This window comes from Bartonella elizabethae F9251 = ATCC 49927 (assembly GCF_000518165.1).
Lineage (GTDB): Bacteria > Pseudomonadota > Alphaproteobacteria > Rhizobiales > Rhizobiaceae > Bartonella > Bartonella elizabethae.
Map to the genome: position 1 here is coordinate 117,732 of NZ_JADB01000003.1, position 13,749 is coordinate 131,480.

General features: G+C 38.2%; 11 protein-coding genes. 4 read left to right on the top strand and 7 right to left on the bottom strand.

Annotation, left to right across the window (positions count from 1 at the left end):
- Positions 1-180: 180 nt before the first annotated feature.
- Positions 181-2,451, bottom strand: a complete 2,271-nt coding sequence (gene rnr / locus T429_RS0104320) for a ribonuclease R (RefSeq protein WP_005773508.1) — start codon at positions 2,449-2,451, stop codon at positions 181-183.
- Between the two features lie 3 nt (positions 2,452-2,454).
- Entirely contained in the window at positions 2,455-5,028 is a 2,574-nt protein-coding gene (gene topA / locus T429_RS0104325; RefSeq protein WP_005773509.1) for a type I DNA topoisomerase, read from the bottom strand.
- 266 nt (positions 5,029-5,294) lie between these two features.
- Here topA and T429_RS10310 point away from each other — a divergent pair, with 266 nt between their 5' ends.
- Positions 5,295-5,501 (top strand): hypothetical protein, encoded by a 207-nt coding sequence (locus tag T429_RS10310; RefSeq protein WP_005773510.1) that lies wholly within the window; start codon positions 5,295-5,297, stop codon positions 5,499-5,501.
- Here T429_RS10310 and dprA read toward each other — a convergent pair.
- The 4 genes from dprA to T429_RS0104345 are packed head-to-tail and all read right to left on the bottom strand — an operon-like array spanning position 5,431 to position 9,528.
- Complete coding sequence (gene dprA, locus T429_RS0104330) at positions 5,431-6,663, bottom strand: DNA-processing protein DprA (RefSeq protein WP_005773511.1); 1,233 nt, start codon at positions 6,661-6,663, stop codon at positions 5,431-5,433. The two genes, T429_RS10310 and dprA, sit on opposite strands and share 71 nt — an antisense overlap.
- The gene (plsY, locus tag T429_RS0104335; RefSeq protein ID WP_005773512.1) at positions 6,620-7,252 is read right to left on the bottom strand and encodes a glycerol-3-phosphate 1-O-acyltransferase PlsY; all 633 of its coding nucleotides are present in this window, start codon (positions 7,250-7,252) and stop codon (positions 6,620-6,622) included. Before plsY ends, dprA begins: the two co-directional genes overlap by 44 nt.
- A gap of 21 nt (positions 7,253-7,273) precedes the next feature.
- On the bottom strand, positions 7,274-8,566 hold the full coding sequence (locus tag T429_RS0104340; protein ID WP_005775124.1) for a dihydroorotase: 1,293 nt from the start codon (positions 8,564-8,566) through the stop codon (positions 7,274-7,276).
- Complete coding sequence (locus tag T429_RS0104345; protein WP_005773515.1) at positions 8,563-9,528, bottom strand: aspartate carbamoyltransferase catalytic subunit; 966 nt, start codon at positions 9,526-9,528, stop codon at positions 8,563-8,565. The genes T429_RS0104340 and T429_RS0104345 overlap by 4 nt, the downstream gene beginning before the upstream one ends.
- Before the next feature lie 126 nt (positions 9,529-9,654).
- Between T429_RS0104345 and T429_RS0104350 the strand changes: the two genes are divergently transcribed.
- Positions 9,655-11,274 (top strand): acyl-CoA dehydrogenase family protein, encoded by a 1,620-nt coding sequence (locus T429_RS0104350; RefSeq protein ID WP_005773517.1) that lies wholly within the window; start codon positions 9,655-9,657, stop codon positions 11,272-11,274.
- Here T429_RS0104350 and ruvX read toward each other — a convergent pair.
- Positions 11,259-11,738 carry a Holliday junction resolvase RuvX gene (ruvX, locus tag T429_RS0104355; protein WP_005773518.1) on the bottom strand — a complete coding sequence of 160 codons (480 nt, stop codon included), beginning with the start codon at positions 11,736-11,738 and terminating at the stop codon, positions 11,259-11,261. The genes T429_RS0104350 and ruvX overlap by 16 nt on opposite strands.
- A 146-nt stretch (positions 11,739-11,884) precedes the next feature.
- Between ruvX and gatC the strand changes: the two genes are divergently transcribed.
- The gene (gatC, locus tag T429_RS0104360; RefSeq protein WP_005773519.1) at positions 11,885-12,172 is read left to right on the top strand and encodes an Asp-tRNA(Asn)/Glu-tRNA(Gln) amidotransferase subunit GatC; all 288 of its coding nucleotides are present in this window, start codon (positions 11,885-11,887) and stop codon (positions 12,170-12,172) included.
- Between the two features lie 31 nt (positions 12,173-12,203).
- Positions 12,204-13,688 carry an Asp-tRNA(Asn)/Glu-tRNA(Gln) amidotransferase subunit GatA gene (gene gatA / locus T429_RS0104365; protein ID WP_005773520.1) on the top strand — a complete coding sequence of 495 codons (1,485 nt, stop codon included), beginning with the start codon at positions 12,204-12,206 and terminating at the stop codon, positions 13,686-13,688.
- Positions 13,689-13,749 lie beyond the last annotated feature (61 nt).

Genomic DNA, 13,749 nt, shown 5'->3' on the forward strand with positions numbered 1-13,749 from the left:
TATTTTATATATAAAATAATATATTATAGACAGTTTCTTAATTTAAAGCATTATTTGCTTATTTATTATTAAATATTTAATATTATATAAAAAGATTTAAATTATTTTCAATAAAACTTTTTATCATTTAAAATAAAGAACTGCCATATAAAAATTTAAGGAATATTTTTTTATTTTTAACTAATATTTGCTTTTTCCATAGAAACGGCGCTTTTGTTTTTTTAATTTGTTTTTATGGTAGGACGTTGATAAAAATTTTATTGGACGAGGCTCTGTTAAGAGCTCAAAGCTTAAAGCACCAGCAAAAGGTTGTACCATTATAAGTTTTACTTCTACAATATCACTGAGCTGATAGCCTTTATGGCTATGTTGTCCTATAAGAACATGTTGCCCTTCATCAAAATGATAATAATCATTTTTAAGTGTAGAAATATGGACAAAACCATCTGTATTGAGTTTATCAAGAGAGATAAAAAGACCTGCTTTTGTAACTCCAGAAATGCGGCCTGTAAAAACACGGCCAATTTTATTCGTTAAATAGTGCGCAACAAGCCGATCAATCGTTTCTCTTTCAGCGATCATTGCACGGCGTTCGTATAAAGAAATTTGCGTAGCGATGTCTGCAAGGTTTTGTTCTTGTGTATCCGTTAATTGATCATTTCCTAGTTTGAGAGCTTTAATGAGTGCTCGATGAATAATGAGATCAGCATAACGGCGAATTGGTGATGTAAAATGTGTATAGTTCTGCAAATTCAAACCAAAATGTCCACTATTTTTAGGATTGTATTCTGCTTGTGATTGTGAACGCAATATAACTTGATTGACGAGTTCTTGTTGTTCCGTATGAGCAACCTTTTCTAAAATTCTATTAAGGCGTGCTGATGTTAATTCAGCACTTTTTGAGAGCGATATTCCTAAACTTTGAAGGAAATTCCGCAATATTTCTTGTTTGGCAAGAGAGGGTTTGTCATGAATACGATAAATGAAGGCCTGATGATGTTTTTTTAATGTTTCAGAAGCTGCAATATTGGCTTGTATCATAAACTCTTCAATCAAACGATGGGCTTCTAAATGTTCTTCACTCACAACATCTTGGATACATCCATTTTGATCAAGAATAATCTTTTTTTCTGCTATTTCTAATTCTAGGGGCTGTCGACGATCCCGCGCGATTTTAAGGCATGCATAAGCTTCCCATAAAGGTTGCAAGATATTCTCAAGCAGGGGGGAATTTTTTTTATGGATATGTCCTTTTCTTGCCAATTGTACTTCTTGATAGGAGAGTTTGGCTCTTACACGTATCATAATACGATGAAAACTATGTTTTTGTTTATTACCGTTTGCATCAAAAATCATACGAACAGCTAAAGCTGGCCTTTCTTTTCCTTCACGCAGAGAACATAAATCATGAGAAAGGCGTTCAGGTAGCATTGGTACAACAGTATCAGGAAAATAAACAGAATTTCCGCGTTTTAATGCTTCTTTATCTAAAGCACTTCCTGTTTTGATATAGTAAGAAACATCTGCAATGGCCACAATAATAATCCAACCACCATTATTGCTTGGGTCCTTATCCTTGCTTGCATAAACTGCATCATCATGGTCTTTTGCGTCTTGTGGATCAATCGTAATAAATGGTATTTGTCGCCAATCTTCGCGATTATTCATATTGGCGGTTTTGATATGTTTAACTTCCTCAAGAACGCTTTCAGGAAAAATATAAGGAATTCCTTTTGAAAGAAGAGCAATCATTGAGAGTGTTTTCTCACTCTTAATATGTCCTAAAACATTCTTTATTTGCGCATTTTTCAGTCCATAACCCGTATTTTTTTTTATTTCAACTTCAACGAGATCACCTGTTTTGACATTTATTTCTGGAGACATTTCAACGATGAGCTCATTGGTTTTGCGGTCTACAGGCTCAAGGCGCCATTGATTATTTTCCAATTTTCGGATAACGCCCAATGTGCTCTTTGGAGATATATCAATTTTACGAATAATTTGCCCCGTATAAGGGGGGGTTTGAGAATTTTTATTTCGAAAAATTTTTACAAGAGCATAATCTCCAACGCCAATGCTCCCTCCCTTTATATGATGAAAAGAGTGTATTTCAATATTGGGTTTTGGCGTATCTTCCCATTCAAAAGGTTGTGCAATAAAACCACCATCTTTATCACGACCGCTAATTTTTACTAAAGCAACAGGGGGTAATTTCCCTTTGTTTATTGCTCTTTTGCGTTGTTTAGATATAAGATTTTGATCCTTTAATGCCCGTAATATATCTCTAAGCCAGATACGAGAATTTCCTTTTAAATTAAAAGCTTTGGCTATTTCTCGTTTACTTAATCGATCAGGGTTTTCATTGATAAAGGAAAGAATTTCTTCCCTATCAGGTAATTTTCCTCCTCTTGCTGCGGAGAGGGATTTTATGTTTTTTTCACCTTTAGCCAAATTTTATGTCTCTTTTGTTTTTGCTTTTGTTTTGGAAGAAGCTCTTTTTGACATTGTCTTTTTACTTGATGCTTTAGCTGATATAAGTTCTAATGCCTCTGAAAGAGTTACACTAATGGGATCTTTATCTTTTGGCAATGTTGCATTAACTTTACCCCAATTGACATAAGGACCATAACGCCCATTGCGCACAGTGACGGTTCCTCCTTCGGGATGCTCTCCTAATGTTGCCAATGCTGCAGATGTTGTTCTGCTTTGCTTAGTTTTATTTTCTTGTTGTTCTGCCAATACTGTAACAGCACGATTGATACCAATATCAAAAACTTCATCTGCATGAAGAAGGCGTGCAGATTTTCCATTATGACTAAGGTAGGGACCATAACGTCCAATTGTCGCCGTGATCATTTTGCTAGTTTCAGGATGAATGCCAATTTCACGGGGAAGGGAGAGTAAAGCCAAGGCTTTTTCAAGGGTTATATTTTCTGCCTGCCATTCTTTTGGTAGTCCTGCACGCTTAACATCTTTACTTTCACCCAATTGGATATAAGGGCCAAAGCGTCCATTTCGAAGAGAGACATCTTTTCCTGTTTCAGGATCAATACCAAGCATAACAGGTTCATCATTGTGCACAGCTTTATTTTCTTCTTCTGTCTCTGTTCCAAGTTGGCGTGTGTATTTACACTCAGGATAATTGGAACACCCAACAAAAGCACCATAACGACCGAGTTTTAAGGATAATTGACCATTTTTACACAGAGGACAGGAACGTACATCACTTCCATCTTCGCGTTCAGGAAAGGCGAGAGGTGCTAATGTTACATTTAAAACATCAAGGACATTGGCAATACGAAGTTCTTGGATATTGCTAATAGATGCATTAAATCCATCCCAAAAATCACGCAATACGTCTTTCCAAGAAAGTTTGCCATCAGAGATAAGATCCAGCTTTTCTTCAAGATCTGCTGTGAAACCATATTCTACATAGCGATTAAAGAAATTTTCTAGAAAGGCTGTAACAATACGCCCCTTAGCATCGGGAATAAGCTTTTTTTTATCAATGACAATATATCCACGATCACACAATGTCGCCAATGTGGAAGCATAAGTTGAGGGACGACCAATTCCTAACTCTTCAAGCTTTTTAATTAATGAGGCTTCAGAATAACGAGAAGGAGGCTCTGTGGTATGTTGTACAGATTCAACTTTTTCTTTCGTAAGTGCTTCACCCGTATTTATTTGTGGTAAACGTGTTGATTCATTTTCTTCATTATTTTCTTCGTCTCGTTGATCCGTATAGACGCAAATAAAGCCGTCAAAACGAACAACAGACCCTGTCGCACGAAGATTTGCACGATTGTCTCCTTGTTTGGCTTCAATTTCAACAGTTGTACGTTCAATTTCAGCAGAACGCATTTGGCTGGCAATAGCGCGTTTCCATATCAGCTCATAGAGCTTTGCTTGATCATTGTCGAGAAAATGACGGACTTGGTTGGGGAACCGTTGAAAATCTGTTGGGCGGATAGCCTCGTGTGCTTCCTGTGCATTTTTTGCTTTTGTTGAATAAAAACGTGGTTTTTCAGGAAGATAATCTTTTCCAAAAGATTCATGAATGACTTTTCTTGCAGCATCAATAGCTTCTGGCGCTATTTGCACACCATCGGTACGCATATAAGTAATAAGACCTGCCATTTCACCGTTAATTTCAATCCCTTCATAAAGCTTTTGGGCAATTTGCATGGTACGAGAAGCCGAAAAGCCTAATTTTGAAGAAGCCGCTTGTTGGAGTGTAGAGGTTGTAAAGGGGGGAAAAGGATTTCTCTTTGTAGGTTTTGCTTCAACACCGAGTGTATGATATTGGGACTTCTCCAACATAAGGCGAATTTGATCTGCTTGTTCTTGAGATTGAATATCAAGTTTGCCAATCTTTCTTTGATTAAACATCGTCAATCTTGCTTGAAAATGATCATTTCTGATGGTTTTTAATTGTGTTGTAATGGACCAATAATCTTCTTTGATAAAATGCTCTATTTCTGATTCACGATCACAAATAATCCTCAAAGCAACCGACTGAACACGCCCAGCCGAGCGTGCACCAGGTAGTTTACGCCATAAAACAGGTGAAAGTGTAAAACCAACAAGATAATCGAGAGCACGACGTGCAAGGTAGGCATCAACAAGTGATGTATCAATATCACGTGGATTGTTCATGGCATCAAGCACAGATTTTTTCGTGATGGCATTGAAGACAACTCTTTTAATAGGTTTATCTTTTAAAACTTTTTTTTGATGAAGAACATCCAGAATATGCCATGAAATAGCTTCTCCTTCACGATCAGGGTCTGTTGCTAAGATAAGGCTATCGGCTTCTTTAACGGCTTTTGCTATTTCATTTAAACGTTTAGCAGCCGCAGAATCTATATCCCATTTCATCGAAAAATCTTGATCCGGTAAAACGGAGCCATCTTTTGCAGGCAAATCACGAACATGTCCAAATGATGCGACAACTTTGTATTGAGACCCAAGATATTTATTAATTGTTTTTGCTTTTGCTGGAGATTCAACGATAACGATATTCATAATTTTACCCGAATATTGAAATAAAAAATTTTTTTATAAACGCCTTTCACGCGAATAGCTAATATCAATTGCTTAAGAACACATAAAAAAAATATTAGCCATATAAAAAACATGAATATTGTACAACTTGTGATTGTTATTATTAAAGTGCACCCTATATAGAATTACACGATTTATTTTCCACTGTTATTACAAAAACGTACGGCGAAATACTAAGATAACGTCTATTGAGAGGTAGGAGGGGAAATGCTCAAGGATAGAGGATTATGTTTATAAATCATTTGAAAGTTATCCAATATATTACAGACATGTCAAAGCAAATGAATCAGATGGCGCGTCAGGCGCATAGTCCGCTTTTAGCATTGCTTTTGGATATGGTTGCCAAAGAAGGCCAAAGCATTATTAATAGTGCTGAGGCTCTTGGGGAAGATCAAGATTCGACAATGACACACAACCACCAGAGTGTCGAATAAGCTTTCCAGCAAGCTCGAGTTCTACCAATAAGAGGTAGAGAGTTGGGAGCGGGACACCTGTGTGGGTGCTCAGTGTATCTATGTCGATTGGCGTTGTTGAAAGAGCACAAAGAACTGCTGCGCGTGCTGTGTCATCATCTGTTAAAGAGGGATGAGAGTTTTTTTCGTCTGCTAAATTAAAATTCTCCTTTTCAAGTTGTAAAGAGGATGGTTCCTCAAAAAAATTGAGTTGGGAATTTGGAAGCGGTGAAATTAATGGCGTAAGTGTTTCGATGATGTCAGAAGGATGTGTGGTGAGGAGAGCTCCATCCTTGATAAGGTTGTTTGTACCAACAGATCTTGGATCAAGTGGAGAACCGGGAATAGCAAAAATCAACCGTCCCATTTCAGCGGCTTGACGTGCGGTAATTAAGGACCCTGAACGCAGGGCTGCCTCCACAACCAACAAACCAAGTGATAGAGCTGCAATAATACGGTTTCTTCTTGGAAAATCGATAGCACGCGGCTTCCAAGAGATGGGCATTTCGCTGATGATGGCTCCACCGTTAGCGATGATGTCTTCATGCAACTTTTTATTTTCAGGAGGATAGATATGATCAATTCCTCCAGCCATGACTGCAACAGTTCCTGTTTTTAAACTTGCTTGATGCGCAACGCTATCAATTCCACGAGCAAGCCCAGAAATTATTACAAAGTCTGCTTCTCCAAGAAAATGGGCAAATTGAGCTGTAAGCTTTTTCCCAGCAGCTGAAGCGTTTCGAGAGCCTATAATGCCAATAGACGTTTTTTGAAAAATTGAAACATTACCTTTGATAGAAATAAGTGGCGGAGGGGCTTCTGTAACTTTCAGAAAAGCTGGATAATCTGGTTCTCCCATACCGATAAACCGAACACCTAATCTTTCAGCTTCTTGTATTTCTTTTTCTGCATCTTCTAAGCTTGCTATTTTAATAGATGCAGAACCACCTCCTTTTTGACTAAGTTCTGGCAGTGCTGCTAGAGCATTTTCTGCTGTTTTATAATGATCAATGAGATTGCGAAAACTAACAGCTCCAATATTTTCACTGCGCAATAACCTTAACCAGCTTAGACGTTGACGATCAGTAAGCAGGATTCCTTTATTTATCTCTGTTTTGCGTACCAACCTTACTTTCTTCCCCACTTAGTAATCTACTGATATTTGCACAATGTTTTATAAACACAAATAGGCTCATCGCGATCAGCATACAACAGAAATAAGAATCGGAAAAATAAAAAACAAATATCGGCGTGATTGTAACGGCAGCAAGCGCAGATAATGAAGAATAACGCATGAGAAGAAAAATCGCACTCCATACAATAATAAAAATAATTGCTGCAGGCCAATACACTCCTAAGCAAACCCCTAGATAGGTTGCAACACCTTTACCACCTTTAAATTTAAGCCATACGGGAAAAAGATGTCCTAAGAAAGCAAAAAAACCCGCTAGAGAAACAAGGATACTATTGTCGAGCGGATCATTAAAAAACTTTATAACGAAAACAACGATAGCTCCTTTTAGCATATCACAAAGAAGTGTTAGAGCAGCAACTTTTCTATTTCCTGTTCGTAAAACATTTGTTGCTCCAATATTGCCGGAACCGATTGCTCTTATATCACCAAGTTTGGCCAATCTTGTAAACAGAAGACCAAATGGAACCGAGCCAATGAGATAAGAGACAAGGAAAATAAACCATGGAGTGGACTGAAAAAATATTTCTGCTTCATTCATTCAAAAATCTCATTACGTTTGTCAGTCAAGTTTAAAAACGGATTTGCCTTTTACAAAGGTTTGGAGGACACGTCCTTGAAAACGTGCATTTTCAAAAGGGGTATTTTTTGAACGTGAATAGAACTTCTCTGTCGAAACAACCCATGGTTCTTCAAGATCCACCACAATAAGGTCTGCATAAGCACCTTTTTTCAGCGTTCCTGCATTGAGTCCAAAGAGCTTTGCAGGCGTCGTTGACAAAAGTTCAGTTATCCGGAGAAGAGATAGACTCTCATCATGATAAAGACGCAAAGTTGCACTCAATAAGGTCTCCATACCAACAGCACCAGCTGCTGCATCATTGAATGGTAAATGTTTTGTGTCACCCCCCTGAGGATCATGGGAAGAGACAATGATATCTATCGTCCCATCTTTTATTGCTTCAATCAGTGCTATCCGGTCTTCTTCTGTACGCAATGGTGGTATAAGGCGGAAAGAAGTTTGATATTGACCAATATCATTTTCATTGAGAGATAAATGATTAATCGATACACCGGCTGAAATTTTCTCATTGCGTTGTTTGCTTAAGCGAAGAGCATCAGCAGAGAGTGCTGTTGATATCTGGGCGGCATGATAGCGGGTTTGCGTTAATACCGCTAAGCGCAGATCCCTTTCAAGTGGGATAACTTCTGCTTCGCGGGGGATGCCAGAAAGACCAAGCCAACTAGCGAGCAATCCTTCATTCATTACGCCTTGTCCTGTAAGATCTTTATCTTGCGTTTCGTGGATCAATGGGACATCAAAATCGCGTGCATAAGTCATTGCACGTCGCATAACAGCTGAATTTTGAAGTGTTTTTTTTCCTTCACTAAAAGCAACGGCTCCTGCATCCTTGAGCAAACCAAATTCGGTTATTTCTTGTCCGTTGAAATTTTGTGTGATTGCCGCAACGGGATAAATATTGACCGATGACATTTCCCCTGCTGTGCGCTTAATAAATTGAACCAGGGCAGCGTTATCAATAACTGGACGCGTGTCTGGCATCATGAGAAAGGAAGTAATACCACCTGCTGCGGCAGCTTGACTTGCAGATTCAATTGTTTCACGATTTTCATTTCCTGGTTCTCCAACAAAAACACGTGCATCAACAAGTCCAGGAAGAATTGCTTTGTTTTGTGCATTAATAACTTCTGCTTCGGCAGGGATTCCCTGATTCAAAGCTTCTTTTCCAGCGGCTATAATTTGCCCATTTTCAACAATAACTGTACCAATTTCATCGATTGCGCGTGAAGGATCAATAATACGAGCCTGTTGAAAAACAATTGGTTTTATCATTTTTTTTCTCCATTGATCTTCAAGCGTGAATCTAATAAAGCTTCCATAACCGCCATACGCACTGCAATTCCCATTTCTACTTGTGTATGAATCATACTTTGTGGCCCATCAGCGATATCCGATGCAATCTCCACACCACGGTTTATGGGACCAGGATGCAAAATAATGCAATCACTTTTCGCATAGGCTAAATTTTCTTTATGTAAACCAAAATAATGAAAATATTCACGCGTGGAGGGAATAAAAGAGCCCGTCATCCGTTCATGCTGTAAGCGTAACATCATGATAACGTCAGCATCTTTAAGACCTTCTTTCATGTTGTTAAAAACCTCAACACTCATCTGATTAATTTCGGTGGGTAAGAGTGTTGAAGGGGCAACAGCACGAACACGAGCACCCAAAGCATTAAGGCTAAGAATATTAGAACGTGCAACACGTGAGTGCAAGATATCTCCGCAAATGGCAACCGTTAATCCTTCAATACGACCTTTAGCTCTTTTAATGGTCAGAGCATCTAATAAAGCTTGAGTTGGATGTTCATGAGCACCATCACCTGCATTAATGACACAACAATCAACTTTTTGCGCTAGTAAAGCTGCGGCTCCCGCACTGCTATGGCGAAAAACCAATATATCTGGCTTCATCGCATTAAGCGTTGCAGCTGTATCAAGTAACGTTTCTCCTTTTTTTACTGATGAGTTGCCAATCGCGACACTCATCACGTCTGCTCCCAACCTTTTGCCGGCTAATTCAAAAGAAGATTGTGTTCGCGTAGAAGCTTCAAAAAAGAGATTAATTTGAGTCCGTCCGTACAAAATAGATTTTGTTTTATCAATTTTGTTAGAAAGAATAACGTTTGCTTCTGCACGATCAAGCAATGTATTAAGGTCTTGTACACTCAGATCTTTAATAGCCAAAAGATGTTCATGAGGGAAAAGTGGAAAAAAATTATCTTGAATCATAGCATTCTTCTTTATCTCTCTTTAAAACAGATTAAACAAGCATTTGTTTGAATATGATAAATGTTTCTTAACTCTAAAAAGACAAATAGTCTATGATATGAATGATTTGAATATAGGAATACACCTATGAGTGCTGTCTCTGCGCAAAATGCTCGTCGAAAAAATACATTTCTTAGTGATACGCTTATGTTTCGTATGGCTTCTACTTTGCCTAAGTTTTTACTAGCAAGCTTTGAAGAAATAGGAGATTTTGCTGCGAGTCGAGAAGCATGGAAGCTTTCTTGCTCAGCGAATCATTATAAGCCTTTATTGTATTATAACGATGAATGGGGACAGCAGGTAGAAAAATTAGAAATACATTCTTCCTATCAAGACCTTCAACAATATTCTAGACAAGCGGGATTGGTGACTTCGCTTTGGGAAAATACTTCTTCAGAAAATGGGGTACGTTATCAAGCACGTGCGATTCGTTTGGCTTTATCTGCTGGTTTAGAAACAGGACATTTGAATGAGGTTAGTATAACGAGTGCAGCGATTGCTGTCTTAATTAGTGATAGTGATCTCTTCAAAAAATGGCAAAATGTTCTTTTGTCACGCCAATATGATTCTTCATCAAAGCCCATTCATCATAAAAAATCTGCTTCTCTGACGTGTGCATTTGATGACATTGAACAATACGCTTTTAATTTTCCAAGTGTTAAGAAAATTTCTTTCGATGAAAATATGGAACGTGATCTGTATCGTTTAAATGTTGTAAAAACCAATGTTATTAATCCTACAGCTGATGGATATCTTGTTAGTGCAGATTTAAATGGTCATTTAAGTTGCTTTTTTATTCCACGTATACAGGAAAATGGTGCATTAAATGGACTGATATCGATTCGTCATTTAATTCAGCGTTCTGGAGAACTTTTAACACCAGAGGGGGTTGTTGATTTTCAAGGCAGTTATGGCTGGCTTTTGGGAAATGCTGGAGAAGGTCTTAAAGTTATTAAAGATATCGAGACGATGATGCGTTTTGATCAATCTGTCATATCGGCAGGTGTTTTGCGCGCTGCCCTTCAATTTGGTATAGATTTTTTCCGGAAAAAAATGCCAAATCAGCCTTTACCACCACTGACAGAACGTATTTTTGCAGATATTGCATTAGATATTGCTGCTTCACAAGCATTGGTTTTGCGTTTAGCGAGAGCCTTTGACAATGCAGCAAATGACCGTTCTGAAGCCGCTTTCGCGCGCATTATGACACCTATTATTGCTTATCACGTCAGTCAATTGGTTGTGCCTATTATTGGTGAAATTATTGCACAACTTGGTATTGAAAGCTTTATAGAGAGTAATCCATTATCACAAATGTTGCATAATGGGCCTGCGCGAATTGTGAGAAATAGTTCTGCTAATCAATTGGTAAAGGATGCCATTCTTATTGCTGAAAAAGCACCAGGATTGTTTCAGAAATTGTTAGAAAAAATTGCTCTTGATATTGGACCTGCAGGACCACGCGCCATTGAAATTATTAAGTCTGCCGGTGATATGGCCGCTGCAAATGAAGGTGCAGGAAGGTTTTTTGTTGAACAAGTAGCCTATGCAGCAGCTGCTGCATCATTACGTTCTACGGATATAGAACATGTTGCAAATGCCTATATGGAAAGCCGCCTTGGGGGACAATGGAGATCTTCTTACGGAATGCTCATTGCACGCTATAATGCAGGGCATTTGCTCAATGTTCTCTATCCTTCCATATGATGAAAGTTTTGAATTCTATTGAGTGCACCTTGCAATATAAAAGCAGCAGCAGCCGAATCAATTCTGTTTGCTCTTTTTGTGCGCGATACATTCATTTCTAAAAGAGAACGTTCTGCGGCAATGGTCGATAAGCGTTCGTCCCAAAAAACAAATGGAATTTCTGTATACGCTTTCATATTACTTACAAAAGCTTTAGTTGCTTGAACACGAGAGCCACTGCTTCCATTCATATTAAGAGGTAAGCCAATGATAACAACGCCTACATTTTCATGATCAAAAATTTTAATCAGTGAATGAGCATCTTCTGTAAATTTTTTTCGCTGCAGCACAGGACGCGGATTTGAAACAATTAGCCCCATATCAGAAATCGCAATTCCAATCGTTTTTGTCCCTAAATCTAAGCCTGCTATTGTTTGTCCAGGCAAAAGATGTGTCATAACTTCATTGATATTAATAACAGTCATAAGAATTATAATACGTTTTTTAATATTTCAGATCTATAATTATATTCTTTATTCATGTTATCTAATATTCTTGCGCTTGCAAGCGCAGCCTTGTATAGCCAGAATAAAGATTAATAAATAAAACAAAACAGAAAGGCGTAAAGAGTATGTCTGTTGATCAAGAAACCGTTAAGCGGGTTGCACGTTTAGCGCGGATTGCCATCCACGATAATGAGATAGAACCTATGACAAAAAAATTCAATGCTGTTTTAGGTTTTGTAGAGCAATTGAATGAAGTTGATGTCAGTGAAGTTGAACCATTAACATCTCTGATACCAATGACTCTACGAATGCGTGAAGATCGTGTTACAGATGGCAATAAAGCAGCAGATATTGTCGCCAATGCCCCTGTTACAGAAGAGAATTTTTTTCTTGTCTCAAAAATTGTTGAGTAACTTTTTATATTTTTGAAATTTGAGAACCAATATGACTGATTTAACAACCCTCACAATTGCACAAGCTCGTGATGCTCTCATAAAGAAAAAGCTCAAAGCAACGGAATTAACGGAAGCTTATTTGAAAGCAATTGAACTGGCTAATCCAACTTTGAATGCTTATGTAACAATAACAGCAGAACAAGCAAGAAAAATGGCTGCTGAATCAGAGGGACGCTTGGCGAGAGGAGAGGGGAGGACTTTGGAAGGAATCCCCTTAGGAGTTAAAGATCTTTTTGCAACCCATGGTGTTCATACTCAAGCTTGTTCAAATATCCTTGATGGTTTTAAACCGCATTATGAATCAACCGTTACGGCTAATTTATGGCAAGATGGTGCCGTAATGCTGGGAAAACTTAATATGGATGAGTTTGCTATGGGCTCCTCTAATGAAACGTCATATTATGGTCCTGTTATTAATCCATGGAGAAAAAAAGGCTCGAATGAAAAGCTCGTCCCCGGTGGTTCTTCGGGGGGATCATCTGCTGCTGTTGCTGCACAAATTTGTGCGGGTGCAACAGCAACAGATACAGGTGGCTCAATACGTCAACCAGCCGCTTTTACTGGAACTGTAGGAATAAAGCCAACTTATGGACGTTGTTCACGATGGGGCGTTGTCGCGTTTGCTTCATCCCTCGATCAAGCTGGACCTATTGCTAGAGATGTTCGTGACTGTGCTATCTTACTCAGATCAATGGCCTCTTTTGATGAAAAAGATTCTACTTCCATGAATTTACCAGTTCCTGATTATGAAAGTTATCTTGGTCAATCAATTAAAGGAATGAAAATTGGTATTCCAAAAGAATATTATCTGGATGGAATGTCTTCTGAGATTATTGAACTTTGGCAAAAGGGAATAAATTGGTTAAAAGATGCGGGAGCTGAAATACACGATATTTCTTTACCTCATACAAAATATGCTCTACCTTCTTATTATATTATAGCTCCTGCAGAAGCCTCTTCTAATTTAGCGCGTTATGATGGTGTCCGTTTTGGTTTGCGTGTGCCTGGACAAGACATCATCGAGATGTATGAAAATACGCGTTCTGTTGGTTTTGGTGATGAAGTCAAGCGGCGTATTTTGGTTGGGACTTATGTTCTTTCATCAGGCTATTATGATGCCTGTTATCTCAGAGCTCAAAAAGTAAGAACACTTGTAAAACGTGACTTTGATCAATGTTTTGATTCGGGAATTGAGGCTATTCTTACCCCAGCAACACCAACACCTGCTTTTGGTATTGCTGATGAAAAAATAAAAAATGATGCTGTTGCAATGTATCTGAATGATATTTTTACCGTACCAATTAATATGGCTGGGTTACCAGGAATTTCTGTTCCTGCTGGTTTGTCATCAAATGGTTTACCTCTAGGATTGCAACTGATTGGCAAACCTTTTGCTGAAGAAGTTATTTTTCAAATAGCACACATTATTGAACAAGCCGCAGGAATATTCTGTGCAGAAAAATGGTGGATATAATCATCAAATTTCACAAAAAAGCATTTCTCATCAATGCTGAGGAATGCTTTCTTAAAAGTGA

What these genes read in the sequence shown, in the direction of transcription:
- topA (WP_005773509.1), bottom strand. Translation starts at nt 5,028, where the DNA reads ATGAATATCGTTATCGTTGAATCTCCAGCAAAAGCAAAAACAATTAAT.
- T429_RS10310 (WP_005773510.1), top strand. Translation starts at nt 5,295, where the DNA reads ATGTTTATAAATCATTTGAAAGTTATCCAATATATTACAGACATGTCA.
- plsY (WP_005773512.1), bottom strand. Translation starts at nt 7,252, where the DNA reads ATGAATGAAGCAGAAATATTTTTTCAGTCCACTCCATGGTTTATTTTC.
- T429_RS0104340 (WP_005775124.1), bottom strand. Translation starts at nt 8,566, where the DNA reads ATGATAAAACCAATTGTTTTTCAACAGGCTCGTATTATTGATCCTTCA.
- T429_RS0104345 (WP_005773515.1), bottom strand. Translation starts at nt 9,528, where the DNA reads ATGATTCAAGATAATTTTTTTCCACTTTTCCCTCATGAACATCTTTTG.
- T429_RS0104350 (WP_005773517.1), top strand. Translation starts at nt 9,655, where the DNA reads ATGAGTGCTGTCTCTGCGCAAAATGCTCGTCGAAAAAATACATTTCTT.
- ruvX (WP_005773518.1), bottom strand. Translation starts at nt 11,738, where the DNA reads ATGACTGTTATTAATATCAATGAAGTTATGACACATCTTTTGCCTGGA.
- gatC (WP_005773519.1), top strand. Translation starts at nt 11,885, where the DNA reads ATGTCTGTTGATCAAGAAACCGTTAAGCGGGTTGCACGTTTAGCGCGG.
- gatA (WP_005773520.1), top strand. Translation starts at nt 12,204, where the DNA reads ATGACTGATTTAACAACCCTCACAATTGCACAAGCTCGTGATGCTCTC.